The following is a 17,661-nucleotide window of genomic DNA, read 5'->3' on the forward strand; positions in this document are numbered from 1 at the left end:
GTCAAGTTGCACAATCGATGAGGGAGTCGGTTACCACTGGTTGCCGGTGCGGCGACGTGATGACTCTTCCTCTTTCTTTTTCAGTTCCTGGACCTTTCGGCGGGTGGCATTCTCCTCGTTTTCCATTGTCTTGAGGATTTTAGCGGCATTGGCGTCGCTTATGCCGCCTTGCTGCTGTTGAGGCGGTTGCTGATCCTTGGGCTTCTCGTTTTTCTCCTTGTCGCCCTGCTGATCCTGGTCTTTTTTATCCTGATTCTGGTCCTGATTTTGCTGTTGGTCCTGATTCTGTTGATTCTGTTGCTGGTCCTGATTCTGATCCTGGTCCTTCTTGTCCTGATTCTGATCCTGATTTTGCTGCTCCTGTCGCTTCAGCTGGGCTAGGCGCAGGTTTTCGCGGGCCTTGTCGTTGTCGGGATTCTTGCGTAACGCTCCCTTATACATGTTTATAGCCTGGTCATACTGCTGCTGGTTGAATGCCATGTTGCCAAGATTGTAGAAGGAGTTTTCAACAATCTGCATGTCACGGCTGCTTTGGGTCAGCCCCTGCAGAAGCTGTTGCGCCTCGGCCATAGGGTTGTTGCCCGAGTTGGGGTCGGCGGTTCCCGACTGGCGTATGAGCGATGCCGCGAGATTGTACATGGCAATGTCGCTCATGGCATTTTCCTCAAGAGCCTTTCGATAGGCCACTTCGGCGTCGGCATATCGCTTTTCTTTATAAAGGGAGTTGCCCTCGCGTATGTAGTTGCGCTCCTTGCGTGTGGAGTTGTCGTCATCGGCGGCATAAACGGTAAAGGCCGATGTCGATGCGGCAAGCAGGAGCAATAGGGATAGAATTCGATTCATCGTCAGCATTGTTTTTATTTGCTAAAGAAGTTGATTTTTTTCAGCCAGCCCACTTTTCGGTCAAGCATGAATATGTCAAGAATCAAAAATGCAAGCGCAATCCATGCAAATACGGGGAATTGCTCGGCGCTTGCCGTGTAGTTGATTTTCTCAAGGCTGCTGGTGGCGAGAGTCTTGAGCTGCTCGTCGACATCGTTGACTACTGTCGACGCGGCTCCCGACACGTATATGCCGTCGCCTTCCTCGGCTATCTTGCGGGCCATCGTTTCATCAAGACGGGTTGTCACGGGGTTGCCCGAGTCGTCCTTCAGATATTGACCGTTACGGCCTATGGGGATGAGTGCGCCCTTTGTCGAGCCGAGTCCTATCACATCGACCTGAATGCCGCGCTTGGCTGCTTCCTGGGTCGCTGCGAGCGGGTCGTCCTCGAAGTTCTCGCCGTCGGTTATCACGATTATGGCACGCTGCATATCCTCATCGGGGGTAAACGAGTTCATAGCCATCTGTATGGCAGCGCCTATGGCCGTTCCCTGGGTGGGGACCATTTCGGTGGAGATGCTGTTGAGGAACATCTTGGCCGAAACGAAGTCGCTCGTTATGGGCAGCTGGGTGTAGGCGTCGCCTGCAAACACGATCAGGCCCACCTTGTCGTTGTCGAGCTTGTCGATGAGCTTTTCAAGCACGAGCTTGGCACGCTGAAGTCGCGACACACCGCGCGGATCGTCGGTCGACGAAGCGAGCATCGAGTTGGATACATCGAGGCATATCATCACCTCTATGCCTTGTACTTCGCTCACCTCCTCCTTGGCACCGGCACGTGGACGCGCCAGCACGATAACAAGTGCGGCTATTGCTATAAGCTGAAGAACCAGCTTAATCCCGGGCTTGTAGCGTGAAGCGTCGGGCATGAGCGGCGTCAGGGTTGCAATGCGGCCGTAACGCATGAGCTTGCGTCGCCGTGCAATCCTCGCAATGATGTATAGCCCTGCTACAACGGGAAGCAGGAACAGTAGATATAGAAGGTGTGGATTAGCGAAACTGAACATTGTTTTGGCTATATATTATTATAGTAAATTGTCATGGAATTGTGCGCAACACGGTGTGACGCAGCAAGATTTCCAGCAGGAACAGTCCGATGGCGAGCCATGCCCACATCATGTAGTTGTCCTCGGTGTGGGAGAAGTGGCGTACATCCATCTGGGTCTTTTCGAGTTGGTCGATTTCAGCGAAGATGTCCTTCAGCACGTTGTTGCCCGTAGCGCGGAAATATTTTCCGCCTGTGGTAGAGGCGATGGAGCGGAGGGTGTTCTCGTCGATAACGACCGGCATGTTGACATAGTCGATGCCGCCGAAGTAGTTTTGCTGCGGCATAGGTGCGGTGCCGTTGCGACCCACACCGATGGTGTAGACTTTTATGCCATATTTCTTGGCAATCTCGGCAGCCGTTACGGGTGCCACGTTACCGGTGTTGTTGGTTCCGTCGGTGATGAGTATGATGCTCTTCGACTTTGCCTTTCCGTCCTTGATGCGGTTTATCGATGTGGCGAGTCCGTCGCCTATTGCGGTTCCGTCCTCAAGCATTCCCATCTTTATGTCGTGGATGTAGTTGGCAAGCACCGATCGGTCGGTGGTCATGGGCACGGCAGTGAAGCTTTCGCCGGCAAAAATGACCACGCCTATGTTGTCGCTTTCGCGTCCGGCGACAAACTTGGCCGCCACATCCTTGGCCGCCTCGAAGCGGTCGGGCTTGAAGTCGCGGGCGAGCATCGAGGTCGATATGTCGAGGGCTATGATGATGTCGGTACCCTCGGTCGACGATGTGCGCCAGCTGTCGCGAGTCTGGGGTCGTGCAAGCACTATGATGACGCATGATATCGCCGCGAGCCGCAACAGAAACAGTCCGTGCAGCATGTACTCCTTTATTGAACGCGGCAACTTGTTGTAGGGTGTTGTCGTGGATATTTCGAGTGCGGGATAGGCGTTACGATATTTCCACACGTACCATGCAATCAACGGTACGAGCAGAAGAAACAACCAGAGATATTCAGGATGAGCGAGTTGCATTATTTCTTGTCTTTAGGTTGTGAAGTTTCGTCGGTCGGCTTGTCGTCGTCGGTTTCTGATGACTCTTCGGCCGAGGGTTCTACCGGTTTAGTATCCTCGACAAACTGCACGGCCATGTTGAGGGTCTTGACATTGTCGTCGGGGAGCGGACGCACCTTGGCAAACTTTACAAAGTCGGCCATTTCAAGAATCTGCTTCATGAGCTGTGTAGTAGGCTTGGTGTCGTCGCGGTGACGCAGGGAGTTGAGAATCTGTGTGGATGTCATCTCCATTGCGTTTATGCCGAAACGCTTGTCAAGGTACACACGAAGAATCTCGGTGAGGCGGGTGTAGTACTCTTTTTCCTGTCCGCGCTCGCAGAGTTTCTCCTCCTTAAGCTTGTTGAGCTGCTGCATAGCCATTTCGTAGGGCGGCACGGGTTTCTTCTTGGGAAGCACGGCTGCTATCACTTTCTTCTTGAAGAAGAGGAAGTAGGCTGCTACGGCTATGCCTATTGCAAGGATTATGGCATATATCCACCAATAGTCGGTTATGAAGTCGGGCAGATAGTCCCAGATGCGGGTGTGTGGCGCTATCGTTCCGGCGTAGTCATGGACTGTGGTCATGGTGTCGACCGGGACGGGGAGCACCTTGAGAGCCAGGTCGTTGGACGCGAATGTGTCGCCGTCGGCCACGTAGACAAACGGAGGCAGAGTATAGAGCCCCGAGTCAAATGACTGGATTATGATTTCACGCACAATCTCTTCGCGGTTGGAGCCTATGTCGGTAGTGTCGCTGCGGAGGAGGCCAATTATTTCGACTTCGCGGGTGAGCGTGTCGCCGTTGTTGGTTATGAAGTAACCCTGAGTGCCTTTGTCCTGCACAAGATTCACTTTCAAGAGCGTTTGCTTGCCCATTATCAGGTAGGTTGAGTCAAGCGACGCCTTTACGCTGACAGGAGCCGCCGCGTGGGCTGTGGCGCACGACAGTAGCAGTGCTGTCAGTAATAAGTGAATGCGATTGATAACTTTCATATTCTGCGATATTGAATTGTAGGTTGGTTGTGGAGTGTTGCCGTGAAGGCGGCGGTTGATGTCATCTCACGCCGCGTTTCTGGAACAGACCCATGAGCGATTTAACAAAATCCTCGTCGGTGGCAATAGAGGTGTAGTCGACGCGGCATCGATTGAAGCGGTCAATCATCTGCTGCTGACGCTCATACCACCACCGGTTGAATGCCTGTCGCACTTTACCCGATGAGGTGTTTACCCATCGGTCGCGTCCGGTTTCGAGGTCGATGACTCGCATGAATCCCACATCGGGCAACTGAGCGTCACGCTTGTCATAGACCTGTATGGCCGTGACATCGTGCTTGTTGTTGGCGATAGATAGCGCCTTGTAGTAGTCGTGTGAGTCGATGAAGTCAGAGATTATGAACGTTGTGCAGCGTTTCTTCAGCGCATCGGTCATGTAGCGAAGCACCTCGGCCAGGTCGGTGCCGCGTTGCTCGGGAGTGAAGTCAAGCAGTTCGCGGATTATGAACAGGATGTGGCGTCGACCCTTTTTCGGGGGAATGAATTTCTCGATTTTGTCGGAGAAGAATATCACGCCTATCTTGTCATTGTTCTGTATAGCCGAGAAGGCCAGCGTAGCGGCTATTTCGGCTATCATTTCTCGCTTGTCCTCGCCCATGGCACCGAAGTTGCGGCTACCCGACACATCGATAAGAAGCATCACGGTGAGCTCGCGCTCTTCCTCGAAGACCTTGACATAGGGATGGTTGTGACGGGCGGTCACGTTCCAGTCGATGTCGCGGATGTCGTCGCCGTACTGATATTCGCGCACCTCGCTGAACATCATGCCGCGACCCTTGAACGCCGAGTGGTACTCACCGGCGAATATGTTCTGCGACAGACCCTTGGTCTTGATCTCGATTTTTCTTACTTTCTTAAGAAGCTCGTTGGCATCCATAAGCGTGACTTTCTACTTAGGGTACTTCTACCTTGTCAAGGATTTCTGAAATTATTTCATCGGCGGTGATGGTGTTGGCTTCGGCCTCGTAGGTAAGTCCGATACGGTGACGGAGCACATCATGGGCCACTGCTCTTACATCCTCGGGCACAACGTAACCGCGTCCGCGGAGGAATGCGTAGCTGCGTGCGGCGCGTGCAAGGCTGATTGACGCACGGGGCGATGCACCGAAGGCGATGATTGTCGTGAGGTCGTTGAGGTTGTAGTCGGCCGGGAAACGGGTTGCGAATACGATGTCGACGATGTAACGCTCGATTTTCTCATCGATGTATATCTTCTCTACGACGCGCTGGGCCTCGAGAATCTCTTCGGGCTTAAGAAGCGGGCGTATCTCCTTCTTTTCGTTGGTGATGTTCTGGCGTATGATGACTTTCTCCTCTTCCTTGGAGGGATAGCCTATGACAACCTTCAAGAGGAAACGATCGACCTGTGCCTCGGGCAGGGGATAGGTACCTTCCTGCTCGATGGGGTTCTGGGTGGCCATTACGAGGAAGGGCTCGTCGAGGGGGAATGTGCTGTCGCCTATTGTCACCTGACGCTCCTGCATGGCTTCAAGCAGTGCGCTCTGTACCTTGGCCGGCGCACGGTTGATTTCGTCGGCGAGTACGAAGTTGGCGAATATTGGACCACGCTTCACCTGAAACTGTTCACTCTTGACGCTGTAGACCATAGTACCGATTACATCGGCCGGCAACAGGTCGGGAGTGAACTGGATGCGGCTGTATTTGGCATCGATGATTTGTGCCAAAGTCTTTATTGCTAATGTTTTTGCCAGACCGGGCACGCCTTCGAGCAGTACGTGGCCATTGGAAAGCAAAGCTATGAGCAGTGAGTCGATGAGATGCTTTTGACCGACAATTGTCTGGTCCATTCCTCGCTGAATGAGGGTGATGAAATCGCTCTTTGCGGCAACGAGGTCGTTGAGCTCTCTAATGTTTACCGTGTCACTCATAATTCCTTTTTTGAGTAATAACTGTTTTTTATTTAATATTTATGTTAATTCGCTTTTTGTTTACGCTTGGGCATAATTCCCCCGTGAGTGCAAATTTATATATTCCAACAACTTTATAGTTAAGACCGATTGTTAAAATTAGCTATATATCCTTTATCTTGTTAAAAGATTAAGATTATTTGTCAAAACGGGAGTAAATTTCACCGATTTTGGATGAAGCTTTCTTAACGCTCTCGGGATCGTTAACATCTATGCCGTATTTTTCGGCGGGTGGAATGACGACCACTGTGCCCGGACGTATTTTGTCGGGGTGACGGAGTTTCGGGGCATTTTCTTCATAGATGTAGACCCAGAAACGATGGTCGCCGTAGTATTTTCGCGCCATGGTGGTGAGGAATCGTGTCACCGTTATGGTGTCGGTTATTACTTCGGGCACAACGACGGCCGGCTCGACTACAGCTGCTGAATCGACAGTCACGGCCGGCAGGCTGTCGACATTGACGATAACGGAGTCGAGGGCCTTGTAGGGATCGATTATTGTATCTGATGCTTGCGGCTCGTATTGCATCGATGCGGCCCAAGGATAGTATTGCCAGCGATAACCTGCGTAGTATCCTGCCACAAGACCTATGGCCAAGCCGATGATTAGCGCAAACCATGGATTGAACCGCTGTTGTGGGGCGTACTCTTCCTGATAGTCGGGCGTTTCGTCGGCTTCAGGAGCATCGGCGGGTTGATCGTCGGCGGTTGAATCGTCTTGTTGCTGAGCGTCATCTACAGTCGATGGCTCTTCTTGTTCTTGAGGCTCTTCGGCAGATTCTTCAGCGGAAGCTTCGGGCGACTCTTTGTCGTCGCTTGTTTCGGCGGTAACCTGAGTGTCGTCGGGTTCGGGGATGGGTAGAGCCTCGTTGTCGTCGGCTTTAATCTCCGAAACATCTGCCGGTTCATCCTCTTTTTTGTCAGTGTCGGCTGACGGCGGTGTCGACAGCACCTCCTCGGTCACGCCGTCGTTCAGCTCTACCGGCTCGAAAAAGGCGAAGGGCTGGTTTACCGCTTCAGCAAGCTCGGGAGCGGGTTGCCAGAGTATCGGATTCTCGGGCGACATTCCTAACGTGAAGGCTCCTAGTCCCTTTATGCTGACGCTTCGTCCTTGCGAAAGCTCGGATGATATGTAGTCAAACAGCTGACGGATGAATGTTTCGGCTGTGGATTGGCTGCTTCCGGTGGCTTGTGCCAGTGCAGCGGCGAGTTGCGGGAATGTGATTGTGAGATTCATAGGTCGGAAATTTTACGGCGTAACAAGGCGCTTGACTTGAACTGTACGGTTATTTCAGGAGGCAGCAAGAGCCGCTTTCCGGTCGATAGGTCGTTTTGGATTCGTTCGTCCTCCTTGATTGGCTCGAAAGTGCCGAATCCGGGTATGGCTATGGAGTCCATTGCGCTAAGCTTTTCGCGCATTATGGCGGTTATTCCGTCGAGAAGAGCCGCGATGTCCTTTGCATCACGTCCCATGCTCTTGGAAAGTTCGTTAACAACAGCGTTATTGTCCATTCTCTAAAATTTTCTACAAATTTAAGAAATTTCCCCACATTGCAATAATCATTCATCCCTATTCCTTATTTATATAGATGAAACGAGATACGCCGCGGGATGGTTCTCGCGGCGTATCGTGATGTCAGCGTTACATTATAATCGGTCGTTACCAGATGATGACTCGTTGGTCGACCGGCATGTACATTTTGTCGCCTTCTTTGATGTTGAATGCCTTGAAGAACGGCTCGATGTTACGCAGGCTGCCGTTGACGCGCCAGCGGCCGAGCGAGTGGGGATCGGTCTTGGTGCGCAGCAGTATCTCCTCATCGCGGATGTTGCCGGCCCATACGTTGGCGTAGGAGAGGTAGAATCGTTGGTCGGGCGTGAAGCCGTCGATTACTTCGCCCTCGCTGTTGCCGAGTGAGTTGTGATAGGCGGTGTAGGCCACTCGCAATCCTCCCTGGTCGGCTATGTTCTCGCCGAGCGTGAATCGGCCGTTGGCGTGAGTGTCGCCGAGGACGATGATGCGGTTGAACTGCTCGGCAAGACCGTCGGTGAGCTCGTTGAAACGTTTGCGGTCGTTTTCGGTCCACCAGTTCGACAGGTTTCCGTCCTTGTCAAACTGACTGCCCTGGTCGTCAAATCCATGCGTCATCTCATGTCCTATCACTACGCCTATCGCGCCGTAGTTTTCGGCCGGGTCGGCGTCGGGGTTGAAGTAGGGAGCCTGAAGTATTCCGGCGGGGAAGCATATCTCATTTGTCGTCGGGTTATAATAGGCGTTGACCGTCTGAGGTGTCATGAACCATCGGTCGCGGTCGACGGGTTTGCCCCAGTCTGAGAGGTTGTAGGCCTGTTCATGCTTTATTGCTCCTTTTATGTTGTCCCAGTAGGATTTGCGTCGGTCGATGTCAAGTTTGCTGTAGTCACGCCACTTGTCGGGGTAGCCTATCTTCACGGAGAATGCGTCGAGCTTCTCCCTTGCGCGGGCCTTGGTGGTGTCGCTCATCCAAGTGAGTGCGTCGATGTGCTGTCGCAGTGCTGTCTTAAGGTTGGCAACAAGGTCGAGCATCTTGTCCTTGGATGTCGGCGGGAAATATTTTTCGACATAGAGCTGACCTACGGCCTCTCCGAGAAGAGAATTGGGGACGCTTACTGCGCGTTTCCATCGGGGTAGCGGCTCCTGAACACCCGACACGGCCTTGGATAGCAGGAAGTCGGCTGTCACGAAGTCATCGCTCAGGTAGGGGGCGGCCGAAGCTATGTAACCTGCCGTGAAGTAGTCATGCAGTTCCTGCTCGGTGGCGTTGGCCAGGATGCTGTCGACAGCGGCAAGCGATTTGGGTTGTCCTATGATTACCGAATTGATGTCGTTGATGCCCTGCTTGGCGAAGTAACGCTTCAGGTCGACATTGGGATAACGCTCGGCGAGCTCCTGCATGGTCATGGGGTTGTAGGATGCCGCAGGGTTGCGCAGCTCTTCGCGTGACATGGCCGCTTCGGCGAGTGCGGTTTCGATTTTCATCACGTTGTCGGCTACTCGTTGTTGTGCGGCTTCGTCATAGCCTACAAGACGGGTGAGCGTCATCACATATTTACGATAGGCGTCACGTAGGTCACGTGCGTTTTCGCTATCTTCAAGATAGTAGTCACGGTCGCCGAGTCCGAGTCCGCCTTGCGACCAATACATGGCATTGGCGTTGGAGTCCATCATGTCGGCTTCCACTCCGGTGGCGAAGAACGCCGATATTCCGGGCATCACGGCTATCAGGTCGATAAGGTCGGCCTTGGGTGTCTGATTTATGGCTACAACATCGCCCATTATGGGTTGCGCTCCGTCGAGGTTCAGCTTAATGCTGTCGAGCCCCAGCGCATAGAGGTCGCCTATCTTTTGTGTCATTGAGCCTTGGGGGGCATTCTTTGTGTCGAGGCCGGTTATGAGGTCACGCACCTGTGTGCGGTTGTTCTCACGGAGTTGGTCGAATGTGCCGTAACGTGAAAATTCGGGCTTGAGCGGATTGGCTTTCATCCATCCGCCGCAGGCATACTCGTAAAAGTCCTCTTGTGGCGTCACCGACGGGTCGAGATTGTTACGGTCGACGCCTTTGGGTTGTTCTGCATTCATGATTATCGTTGATGTAAAAGCGATAGAAAGAACTGCATACTTGATTTTACTCATGATTTAGTGCTTGAATTATATAATTTGGTATAAAGTTCTTGTCTATGTATGTAGTGCAAAAGTACAAAACTTTATCGAGCCGACAAAGCTTGTGAGGTCAAGTGACAAATTAAGGGGTAAATAATAGGGCGGCATATTAAAAAGTTTTTTAACTTTAGGGCGTAAATATAGAAATCAATATGAATACCTTGATTAAAGCTATTGCAGCCTTAGCGGCTGTCATTTCGTTAAATGTTTCAGCATTTGCGGCCGATGACGATTTTTCGGGAAAGACAATGTGTGTGTTCGGCGACAGTTATGTGGCCAATCATCTGCGCCCCTACACCGAGGCCTGGCATTCAAAGGTGGCCGAGCGAATGGGCATGAAATACATCAATTTCGGACGAAACGGCAGCTCGATAGCTTTTGACCGCAGCAAGGAGGGCTTTGGCCGGGAGATGACCGAGCGTTACAAGGAATTGCCCGACAGCATCGACATACTGCTTGTGATCGCCGGACATAACGATGCCGACTGGGTGGCCAAGTACGGCGGCTGGGACAAGTTTACCAAGAGCCTCGACACGTTGTGTCGTAGCCTTAAGGAGCGTTACCCCGATACCGCCATCGGTTTTGTGACACCGTGGAATGTCGATCGTCCCTATTTCAAGGAGGTAATCGAGGAGATAATCTCGACTTGCGGTCGTTACGGTATTCCTGTGCTCGACGCAGCTCACACAAGTGGCATTGATGTCAACAATCCCGAGTTCCGTGCCAAATACTTTCAAGGCGGCGGTGTCAACGACACGGCCCATCTGAATGCGGCCGGACATGATCTGCTTCTCGACTATGGCGAGAAGTTTATACGCTCGCTCTAAATCGTATTTGTCTTTGTAACATAATCGGGTGGACAGGGGTCTAAAAGGTAATCATTCAAAAATGGATTACCAAAATGAGATTCTTGTTCACTTCATTAATTACATTATTAGGAGGCACTGTGGCGATTGCTCACAATGAAGTGCCCGATTCGATTGCAACCCATGAGCTTGACGAGATAGTTGTTCAGGCTCCAAGGATTATACGAAAGGCCGACATGGATGTGTTTTATCCATCGCAAACGGCTGTGGAATATTCTAAAAACGGCATGCAGATGCTCCGTAATCTAATGATTCCAACACTTAACGTGGATGACTTTTCCGGCACAGTCAAGTCATCGGGGCAAAGTGTGCAGTTGCGTATTAACGGTCGAGTAGCCACGACTGAACAAGTCCAATCACTATTGCCTGAAACAATCAAGAGAGTTGAGTGGATTGATAACCCGGGATTGCGTTACAATGGAGCTAACGCGGTGGTGAATTTCATTGTCGCAAATCCCGATGCCGGAGGTGCGTTTATGTTGTCGGGAGATCAGGCGCTGAACTGTGCATGGGCTCCATGGTATGCATCGCTTAAATTCAACGACGGCAAGTCGCAATGGGGGCTAAGCATGAATTATAAGCTGACAAATAAAATAGGTTGTACACGTGAATACTATGAAACATTCATCTATCCCGACGGACAATCGCTTACCCGTAAGGAAACCCCTGTGGGCGGATATATGGATGAGAACAGAGGGAACCTTCAGCTGGACTATAGTTACATCAATCCTGACACTACCGTGGTGTGGGTGGCATTAAGTGGATTTGAACGGGCGCTTAAAAAAATCAAATATTTTTGTAACAAAAAATCAGTTTTAGGGTCTATTGATTGTAAGCCCCGATAAACGGGGCGATTGATAAAAAATAGAGATTATGAAACAAAGATTGTCAATTATTATCATCGCGTTGCTGCTGGCGGTTCAGGCCGGTTATAGTCGTGGATTTGACAGCGTTTTTAATGAGTTCAAAAAGAAAGAGGATGTCACGTATATCAGCATGCCTCCTTTTGTAACATGGCTTGGTAAAAACTTGGGAGGTGTAAACGATGTTCCCATGGCCGACAAAGTCAAAAGCATGAAAATGCTCGTTTCCGAAAGTCGGTGTGAACCGCTTATAAACATGATTAACGACACCGACAGTGGATGCGAGGAGCTTTTGCGCATGAATGATGACGGTGATGTCGTAAAAATTTGGATGGACTCCAAGGGCGACAAGATAAAAAGGCTTTATCTGCTTAACTACTCCGATTCGGAATGTACGTTCATGGAGTTGAAAGGCGATTTCAAAAAGAGCGATATTCTCAAATTTGTAAATGAATCCAATAATAAGTGATTGCAATGAACGCCGACACGTTTAAACGACTTATGATGCCGAGCCACCGACGCATGTATGTGCTGGCATTCAGGCTGACGGGTAATGCCGTCGATGCCGAGGATGTGGTGCAGAATGTGTTCATGAAGCTCTGGGAGAAGCGTGACAAGCTGTCGGCTCTTGAAAGTCCTGAAGCTTATGCTATGACACTTGTGCGCAATGAGAGCATGGACCTCGTCAACAATCGCCGGCATGATGAAGTGATTGACGATGTGAGAGCCGGTGAACCCGACTACGACATGGCTTCACGACTTGAGAACCACGATCGTGCGACTAAGGTGCTGTCGATTATCGACACACTGCCCGAAATGCAAAGGCGGGTCGTGACATTAAGGGATGTTGAAGGATGCGAAATGGAAGAGATAGAGGCGGCCACGGGGCAATCGCCCGGCAACGTGAGGGTGCTGCTTAGCCGTGGACGCATGGCGATACGAAAACATTTTTCAAACTTTTAAACTTCATTAAATGATGACTGTAAACGATATAAAATCAATGCTCGACCGCTACTACGGCGGTTACACAACCGAGGCCGAGGAGAAGGCGTTGCTTGACTATTTCAGTCAAAACGAGGTTGAAGAGGAGCTGTTGCCCGACAAGGAGATGTTCATGCAGCTTGCCGATGTAAAGGTGCCCGATGGACTGGAGCAGCGGCTGTGTGACATGATCGACGAGCAGGCTGCCAAGTCAAGGGGCGATGTCATAGGCCGTCGTTTGCGCAAGTCGCTTACCTGGGTATCGGCTGCGGCAGCATGTGCCTTGATCGTATTCGGTGCCACGACCTATAATAACACGGTTCCGGCAGAGCCTCAATCGGAGATGACGCCTGAAGAGGCTTATGCCCACACTAAAATGGCTTTGACCTTGTTGTCAACAAATTTGCAAAAGGGTATGGCCGGAATTGAAACCGCTGAAAAGACAACTTGTGACGCTACAGAATTATTATACGAAGAACTTAATAAAATATAGAATTATGAAACGACAAATTATTTTCATGCTCCTTACGGTGTTTTGCGCCATGGGAACGTTTGCTCAAAGCAAGTTTTTTGAGAAATGTGAGAAGATAAAGGGTGTAACTACCGTTTATGTGTCAAAGGCCATGCTTCAGATGGCAGGCGACGCGAATGTGACCGACGATATGAACCTGTCGGCTGTTATAAAGAAGCTTAATAGCCTTGAGCTTATTAACGCCGAGTCGCCCGCTTCGGTAGTCGAGCTTAATAAGCTGATAAAAGAGCTTAACATAAACCAGAAGAACGGTTACGAAATTATGATGAGTGTCAATGACGACGAGCAGAATGTGAAGATCTACATGAAAAAGATGGCAAACAATACAAACGAGTATGTCATTTTGGTTGAAGAGAGTGATGAGGTTCTGGTCGTTCTAATGAACGGTACATTGACTCTTGACGAGGCGGCAAAGGCTGTTAAAGTCGGCGACAAAAAGGGAAAATAACGACTTTTTAGTCGATGACAACCATCGCGGCTCCTCACTTGTTATATGCTTATGATATGGACTATTATAAGCATATTTATAGCCGCCGTTGCCTGCATGGCCGGCAGCCGAATGTGGGGAGCCGCGTTGAAGATAAAGGCGCAGCACGGGAGTGATGCATGGGTGAGATATAACCGACTCCTTTATGCCATACGCTATGCCGGCTATGGCTTGTTTGCTTTGGGTGTGATAGCTTATATTACTTATGGGGGATAACTAAATCGTAACGGTTATGAGTGTGTACAAAATATTGGGGCTTGTGTTGTTGTTTTCAGGATTGGGGCTGCGCCTCTATGTGAGGCTGAAGAAGCTCTACCGTCTTCAGCGCATAAAAATCCATCCGCTTGTCCCTCAAGCTGAAGTGGCCAACTATCGGTTCTACCTGTGGATAGGTTTCATCATGTTGGTAACAGGTCTGTCGCTATTCATCTACAGCATGCGCTGACAATTACTTAGGGGCGGTTGAGGATGTTGTTGAGGGCGGTGCCTCCGTCGAGTGAAGGGGAGAAGCGCAGCAGCACGTTGAACATGTCACGGCCGAATAGGTCGATGCCGTCGCAAAGTGTGTTGAGAACGCACACATCGCCGGCAAGTCCGCAAATGTCTATCTGATCGATGCCCTCGTTATTGATTATGCGCACTATGCGCTCCTTGGCCTCCTGATTCTGAAATATCGAATACTCCTCGATGTCGGCCGACTGACCTTTGTAGAAAAATCTTACATCTCCGGCAGTGAGGTATAACGGATTTACAAGTGACTGCCATATAGCCGCGCCAACAGTATCGTGAATGCAATGTGACGGCCAACGCCCTCCGAAATTCTTGAATGAGAAATGGTTGAACGGATGTCGGTCGGCGGTTACTATCTTAAGCGTGTAGTCACCGTTGGTTTGCGTTATGTATTCGGCAAGGTCGTTCATTGCGGCTTCGGCACCCGGTACAGGAAGTGTGCCGGTAATGAAATCGACCTGTGGGTCGACGATCATCAACAGCCTGCGTGACGGCAGCGATTCTGACATATAAGTTGGGCGTGTCATAGTGAGTGATTGTTTTTAACAAGATAATGGCTGAAGACGCGGCAATGTTCACTCGGCATGCTCACGCCTGAACGACTTCGTGACGGTTGAGATGAAAATGTCGGACAACATCCTGCGCAGCGGGTCGATAAGCATAGCCACAATGTAGACAACAATCATCAAGCCTGTCATCATCAATGAAAATTCCCACAACGAGTGCTCCTGCCACCATTGGTAAACGGTGGGTTTTATCAGTTGTGTCCATATAATCGGCGACTTGTGAAGAAGATAGACCGCAAATGCCGAGCGTGCGATGTAGTTTATGGCCCTTGATTGCATGTGGAGATTCATGAATGTGATGAACAGGGCTACCGATGCGCAAAGAACAAAGGGAGCGTTGTAGGCAAATGCTTTCAGCGAAGGCATATAGAGCGATGTCACGAATATTCCGGCAGTGGCGGCGACATAGCCTGTCGATGCCATAGTGAGGTTGCGCCCGCAGCCTGTGGCGAGGGTGGGGAACAGGCTAAGCGTGCGGCCCGTCATATACATCATTATAAGCTGGACTATGGTGTAGCCGGTGGGGTTGAATTTGCCTCCCCACCACCAGCCGGCCCAGATGTTAAACAGGATGAACAGCAACGTGACGCCTACAGCGCTCTTGCGTGACATGACCGAGAATCCGGCATTAAGGAACGGGCTTAAGAGCATAAGGGCGAAATAGGCAGGTACATACCAAAGGTCGGTGTGGGTCAGCACAAGCCAGCTTTCAAGCCACCGGTCGTAATCCATCAGATTGGGAGCCGCAATGGCTGTAACTGTCGCGATGCCTACAGCGTAGAATATACATTGAAACAAGTAGGCTGCAACCGACTTTACCCTGAGCTTTATGCCGAAATATCCCGAAAGGAGCGTGAAGCAGTTCACGCCTATTATTGTTATGGATTCGGTGGCAAGCTGCCATGCCTGACGCCCGGTCATCCTGTCGACATCGCCCGACAGCTGAGGCAATCCCAACGAAGCACCGTCGAAGTGTACAGCAAGCACCATCAGCATGCTGATGATGCGCAGCAGTTCCATGTTGGATAATCTTTGTGAGGCGTGATTGGCTGGTTGCATTTTGGTCAGAGGCGTTATAAATCGGAGTGATTGATTGCATTATCGGCGTGGAGCCACGGGAGGCGGTCCGCCTACGGGAGGTGGAATTGTGGGGTTGCCCACGTTTTGGAATGACTTTCCCCGCGATGACCTGATGATGTTGTAGAGGATGCCTCCCACATCCACTCCTATTTCAGCCTTTTCCGAGAGTCGATAGTAGGGAATAACCATGGGCTGTGTGTGCCAGCGGCCGGTGTCGGATGCGCGATAGCTTTGTACTCCTGCCTTTACTCCCCAACGTTCGCTGAAACGATAGTCGACATAACCTCCGAATGACGGCAGCGACAGATAGCCGGCCATGGCGGGATTGACATTGCCCGCCGGAGTGTAGTAGCTGCCAAACATTGTCACGCTCAGTCGGTCGTTGATGCGATAGGATAGCGACCCTCCTATCCCGTAGGATGTGGTCAGGCCGTTGAAATAGCCGTATTTCACGGCATCGGCATGGGTTGTGAACGTAAATCGTCCCAATTGCTGAATGAACGTTATGCTTCCGCTCTCGATGCCCATCATTCCCGGCATCTCGTCGACAGCTATCGCTCCGAACACACCACCGTTATGCCACATTGCGATGCGCCCGTCGGTAGGGATGCTTATGTGCAGGGGTTGTATGCGATGATACTTGAAGTTCTCGACATCGTTCATGCGTGACATCACCGGCGACATTGTTACCGGAGTTTCAATGTATTCGGGCTTGTCGGTCATGCCGGGAAGTTCCCGGGAGTCAATGTCGGGAAGCAGGGAGTCGGTCACTTCGGTTTGCGCCGTGGCGGTGAGCGACGACAGCACACAAAGAACCGATAAGATGACATTGCGGAGCTTCATTCAGGTCATGCTATAATCATTACTGCAAAAATAGTCGAAAAAAGCATACGGGCAATAGACGGAGGCTTATTTAGTCTTAATTTCATTTTTCGGTAACGCAAATCGACGCAATTTAAGATATTTGTCATAAAAACATTATTTTTAATGGCAAAAGGTTAAGTGTGTAGCGAAAATTTCTTACCTTTGCATGGTTTTCACGATAGAAAGCCTGTGAATTGTGACACTTATTTTTCCTACATATTATTTTCTATCGTATGCGCGAAACAAAAAAAGCAGTCCTTGTTCTTGAGGACGGGACCACTTTCGAGGGAAAATCCTTCGGTTATGAGGCCTCAACTTCGGGCGAGGTCGTGTTCAACACCGCGATGACGGGTTATCCCGAAAGTCTTACCGACCCTTCCTATGAGGGGCAGATATTAGTTACCACCTATCCCATACTTGGAAATTACGGCGTTCCTCCCCGGCGTGAAAAGAATGATGTGAGCGAATACTATGAGAGCGACCACATCCATTGCAAGGCAATCGTGGCTCAGGATTATTCGTGGGAGCACAGCCACTGGCAGGCCGACCGCAGTCTTGCCGACTGGCTCAAGGAGGAGCACATCCCCGGAATCTACGGAATAGACACCCGAGAGCTGACGAAGCATCTGCGTGAACACGGTTCGATGTTGGGAAAAATAATAGTCGAGGGGAGTGAGGATGTTCCGTTCTACGACCCTAACGCCGAGAATCTTGTAGCCAAAGTGAGCTGCGATAAGGTGGAGGTGCACGGCGAAGGCGAGAAGACAGTAGTGCTCGTCGATTGCGGAGTGAAGCACAACATCATACGCTGCCTTACGCGCCGAGGCGTAAAAGTGATCCGCGTTCCCTGGAATTATGATTTTACATCAATACCCTATAACGGACTGTTCATATCCAACGGCCCGGGCAATCCCGACATGGCCGCTGAAACAGTCGACAATCTGCGCAAGGCCATGGCGATAGGGAAGCCTATATGCGGTATATGCATGGGCAACCAGCTGCTTGCCAAGGCTGCCGGAGCGAAGACCTACAAGCTTGCCTACGGACACCGCAGCCACAACCAGCCAGTGCGTCAAGCGGGAACCGACCGCTGCTTCATCACGTCGCAGAATCACGGGTTTGCGGTCGACAACTCCACGCTGCCCGATGACTGGGAGCCGCTCTTCATCAACATGAACGACGGAACCAATGAAGGCATACGCCACAAGAGCAAGCCTTTCTTCTCGGCTCAGTTCCATCCCGAAGCTTCGTCGGGCCCCAAGGACACGGAATTTCTCTTTGATGAATTTGTAAATATGCTTTAA

At 50.9% G+C, this 17,661-nt stretch carries 21 protein-coding genes; 9 read left to right on the forward strand and 12 right to left on the reverse strand.

The genetic code is table 11. The features are described from left to right. Positions 1-30: 30 nt before the first annotated feature. From E7746_RS03240 to E7746_RS03280, 9 genes are all read right to left on the reverse strand, one after another. Entirely contained in the window at positions 31-843 is an 813-nt protein-coding gene (locus E7746_RS03240; protein ID WP_168184285.1) for a tetratricopeptide repeat protein, read from the reverse strand. A 14-nt stretch (positions 844-857) separates the two neighbouring features. Beyond that, positions 858-1,889, reverse strand: a complete 1,032-nt coding sequence (locus E7746_RS03245; protein ID WP_135947449.1) for a vWA domain-containing protein — start codon at positions 1,887-1,889, stop codon at positions 858-860. Positions 1,890-1,920: 31 nt separating this feature from the next. Further along, complete coding sequence (locus tag E7746_RS03250) at positions 1,921-2,907, reverse strand: vWA domain-containing protein (RefSeq protein ID WP_136409817.1); 987 nt, start codon at positions 2,905-2,907, stop codon at positions 1,921-1,923. Continuing rightward, positions 2,907-3,920, reverse strand: a complete 1,014-nt coding sequence (locus E7746_RS03255) for a cell wall anchor protein (protein WP_136409818.1) — start codon at positions 3,918-3,920, stop codon at positions 2,907-2,909. Before E7746_RS03255 ends, E7746_RS03250 begins: the two co-directional genes overlap by 1 nt. A gap of 61 nt (positions 3,921-3,981) precedes the next feature. Then, a complete protein-coding gene (locus tag E7746_RS03260) occupies positions 3,982-4,857 on the reverse strand; it encodes a DUF58 domain-containing protein (protein WP_123396057.1) in 876 nt (291 codons plus the stop codon). A 16-nt stretch (positions 4,858-4,873) separates the two neighbouring features. Continuing rightward, positions 4,874-5,869 (reverse strand): AAA family ATPase, encoded by a 996-nt coding sequence (locus tag E7746_RS03265; RefSeq protein ID WP_135947451.1) that lies wholly within the window; start codon positions 5,867-5,869, stop codon positions 4,874-4,876. 175 nt (positions 5,870-6,044) lie between these two features. Next, the gene (locus E7746_RS03270; protein WP_136409819.1) at positions 6,045-7,145 is read right to left on the reverse strand and encodes an HU family DNA-binding protein; all 1,101 of its coding nucleotides are present in this window, start codon (positions 7,143-7,145) and stop codon (positions 6,045-6,047) included. Continuing rightward, positions 7,142-7,420, reverse strand: a complete 279-nt coding sequence (locus E7746_RS03275; protein WP_136409820.1) for an HU family DNA-binding protein — start codon at positions 7,418-7,420, stop codon at positions 7,142-7,144. The genes E7746_RS03270 and E7746_RS03275 overlap by 4 nt, the downstream gene beginning before the upstream one ends. A gap of 148 nt (positions 7,421-7,568) precedes the next feature. Further along, on the reverse strand, positions 7,569-9,581 hold the full coding sequence (locus E7746_RS03280; RefSeq protein ID WP_136409821.1) for a M13 family metallopeptidase: 2,013 nt from the start codon (positions 9,579-9,581) through the stop codon (positions 7,569-7,571). Between the two features lie 179 nt (positions 9,582-9,760). Here E7746_RS03280 and E7746_RS03285 point away from each other — a divergent pair, with 179 nt between their 5' ends. The 8 genes from E7746_RS03285 to E7746_RS03320 all read left to right on the forward strand — a co-directional run bounded on the left by E7746_RS03285 (position 9,761) and on the right by E7746_RS03320 (position 13,782). Next, positions 9,761-10,435, forward strand: coding sequence for an SGNH/GDSL hydrolase family protein (locus E7746_RS03285; RefSeq protein WP_135947455.1), 675 nt, complete (start codon positions 9,761-9,763; stop codon positions 10,433-10,435). Between the two features lie 74 nt (positions 10,436-10,509). After that, positions 10,510-11,319, forward strand: coding sequence for a TonB-dependent receptor (locus tag E7746_RS03290; RefSeq protein WP_136409822.1), 810 nt, complete (start codon positions 10,510-10,512; stop codon positions 11,317-11,319). 28 nt (positions 11,320-11,347) lie between these two features. After that, entirely contained in the window at positions 11,348-11,806 is a 459-nt protein-coding gene (locus E7746_RS03295; RefSeq protein WP_136409823.1) for a DUF4252 domain-containing protein, read from the forward strand. Positions 11,807-11,811: 5 nt separating this feature from the next. Further along, positions 11,812-12,300: an RNA polymerase sigma factor gene (locus tag E7746_RS03300; RefSeq protein WP_136409824.1), complete on the forward strand. Its 489-nt coding sequence runs from the start codon at positions 11,812-11,814 to the stop codon at positions 12,298-12,300. Positions 12,301-12,310: 10 nt separating this feature from the next. Then, entirely contained in the window at positions 12,311-12,811 is a 501-nt protein-coding gene (locus E7746_RS03305) for a hypothetical protein (RefSeq protein WP_136409825.1), read from the forward strand. Between the two features lie 4 nt (positions 12,812-12,815). Next, positions 12,816-13,298 (forward strand): DUF4252 domain-containing protein, encoded by a 483-nt coding sequence (locus E7746_RS03310; RefSeq protein ID WP_135947460.1) that lies wholly within the window; start codon positions 12,816-12,818, stop codon positions 13,296-13,298. A gap of 51 nt (positions 13,299-13,349) precedes the next feature. After that, positions 13,350-13,553: a hypothetical protein gene (locus E7746_RS03315; RefSeq protein ID WP_135947461.1), complete on the forward strand. Its 204-nt coding sequence runs from the start codon at positions 13,350-13,352 to the stop codon at positions 13,551-13,553. Positions 13,554-13,569: 16 nt separating this feature from the next. Then, positions 13,570-13,782, forward strand: a complete 213-nt coding sequence (locus E7746_RS03320) for a hypothetical protein (protein ID WP_135947462.1) — start codon at positions 13,570-13,572, stop codon at positions 13,780-13,782. Between the two features lie 7 nt (positions 13,783-13,789). Here E7746_RS03320 and E7746_RS03325 read toward each other — a convergent pair whose 3' ends face one another. From E7746_RS03325 to E7746_RS03335, 3 genes are read right to left on the reverse strand one after another with little or no spacing between them, the layout of a single operon-like run. Continuing rightward, a complete protein-coding gene (locus E7746_RS03325; RefSeq protein WP_238337315.1) occupies positions 13,790-14,374 on the reverse strand; it encodes an isochorismatase family protein in 585 nt (194 codons plus the stop codon). A gap of 48 nt (positions 14,375-14,422) precedes the next feature. Further along, complete coding sequence (locus E7746_RS03330; protein ID WP_136409826.1) at positions 14,423-15,472, reverse strand: acyltransferase; 1,050 nt, start codon at positions 15,470-15,472, stop codon at positions 14,423-14,425. A gap of 39 nt (positions 15,473-15,511) precedes the next feature. Further along, positions 15,512-16,336, reverse strand: coding sequence for a hypothetical protein (locus E7746_RS03335; RefSeq protein WP_136409827.1), 825 nt, complete (start codon positions 16,334-16,336; stop codon positions 15,512-15,514). Positions 16,337-16,590: 254 nt separating this feature from the next. Between E7746_RS03335 and carA the strand changes: the two genes are divergently transcribed. Then, a complete protein-coding gene (gene carA / locus E7746_RS03340) occupies positions 16,591-17,661 on the forward strand; it encodes a glutamine-hydrolyzing carbamoyl-phosphate synthase small subunit (RefSeq protein ID WP_123396043.1) in 1,071 nt (356 codons plus the stop codon).

This window comes from Muribaculum gordoncarteri (assembly GCF_004803695.1).
GTDB lineage: Bacteria > Bacteroidota > Bacteroidia > Bacteroidales > Muribaculaceae > Muribaculum > Muribaculum gordoncarteri.

Bases quoted from the DNA above. Each gene is read 5' to 3' on its own strand.
- E7746_RS03320 (WP_135947462.1), top strand. From the start codon at position 13,570: ATGAGTGTGTACAAAATATTGGGGCTTGTGTTGTTGTTTTCAGGATTG.
- E7746_RS03315 (WP_135947461.1), top strand. From the start codon at position 13,350: ATGATATGGACTATTATAAGCATATTTATAGCCGCCGTTGCCTGCATG.
- E7746_RS03335 (WP_136409827.1), bottom strand. From the start codon at position 16,336: ATGAAGCTCCGCAATGTCATCTTATCGGTTCTTTGTGTGCTGTCGTCG.
- E7746_RS03300 (WP_136409824.1), top strand. From the start codon at position 11,812: ATGAACGCCGACACGTTTAAACGACTTATGATGCCGAGCCACCGACGC.
- E7746_RS03310 (WP_135947460.1), top strand. From the start codon at position 12,816: ATGAAACGACAAATTATTTTCATGCTCCTTACGGTGTTTTGCGCCATG.
- E7746_RS03275 (WP_136409820.1), bottom strand. From the start codon at position 7,420: ATGGACAATAACGCTGTTGTTAACGAACTTTCCAAGAGCATGGGACGT.
- E7746_RS03260 (WP_123396057.1), bottom strand. From the start codon at position 4,857: ATGGATGCCAACGAGCTTCTTAAGAAAGTAAGAAAAATCGAGATCAAG.
- E7746_RS03250 (WP_136409817.1), bottom strand. From the start codon at position 2,907: ATGCAACTCGCTCATCCTGAATATCTCTGGTTGTTTCTTCTGCTCGTA.
- E7746_RS03240 (WP_168184285.1), bottom strand. From the start codon at position 843: ATGAATCGAATTCTATCCCTATTGCTCCTGCTTGCCGCATCGACATCG.
- E7746_RS03325 (WP_238337315.1), bottom strand. From the start codon at position 14,374: ATGACACGCCCAACTTATATGTCAGAATCGCTGCCGTCACGCAGGCTG.
- E7746_RS03295 (WP_136409823.1), top strand. From the start codon at position 11,348: ATGAAACAAAGATTGTCAATTATTATCATCGCGTTGCTGCTGGCGGTT.
- E7746_RS03285 (WP_135947455.1), top strand. From the start codon at position 9,761: ATGAATACCTTGATTAAAGCTATTGCAGCCTTAGCGGCTGTCATTTCG.
- carA (WP_123396043.1), top strand. From the start codon at position 16,591: ATGCGCGAAACAAAAAAAGCAGTCCTTGTTCTTGAGGACGGGACCACT.
- E7746_RS03270 (WP_136409819.1), bottom strand. From the start codon at position 7,145: ATGAATCTCACAATCACATTCCCGCAACTCGCCGCTGCACTGGCACAA.
- E7746_RS03290 (WP_136409822.1), top strand. From the start codon at position 10,510: ATGAGATTCTTGTTCACTTCATTAATTACATTATTAGGAGGCACTGTG.
- E7746_RS03255 (WP_136409818.1), bottom strand. From the start codon at position 3,920: ATGAAAGTTATCAATCGCATTCACTTATTACTGACAGCACTGCTACTG.
- E7746_RS03305 (WP_136409825.1), top strand. From the start codon at position 12,311: ATGATGACTGTAAACGATATAAAATCAATGCTCGACCGCTACTACGGC.
- E7746_RS03265 (WP_135947451.1), bottom strand. From the start codon at position 5,869: ATGAGTGACACGGTAAACATTAGAGAGCTCAACGACCTCGTTGCCGCA.
- E7746_RS03280 (WP_136409821.1), bottom strand. From the start codon at position 9,581: ATGAGTAAAATCAAGTATGCAGTTCTTTCTATCGCTTTTACATCAACG.
- E7746_RS03330 (WP_136409826.1), bottom strand. From the start codon at position 15,472: ATGCAACCAGCCAATCACGCCTCACAAAGATTATCCAACATGGAACTG.
- E7746_RS03245 (WP_135947449.1), bottom strand. From the start codon at position 1,889: ATGTTCAGTTTCGCTAATCCACACCTTCTATATCTACTGTTCCTGCTT.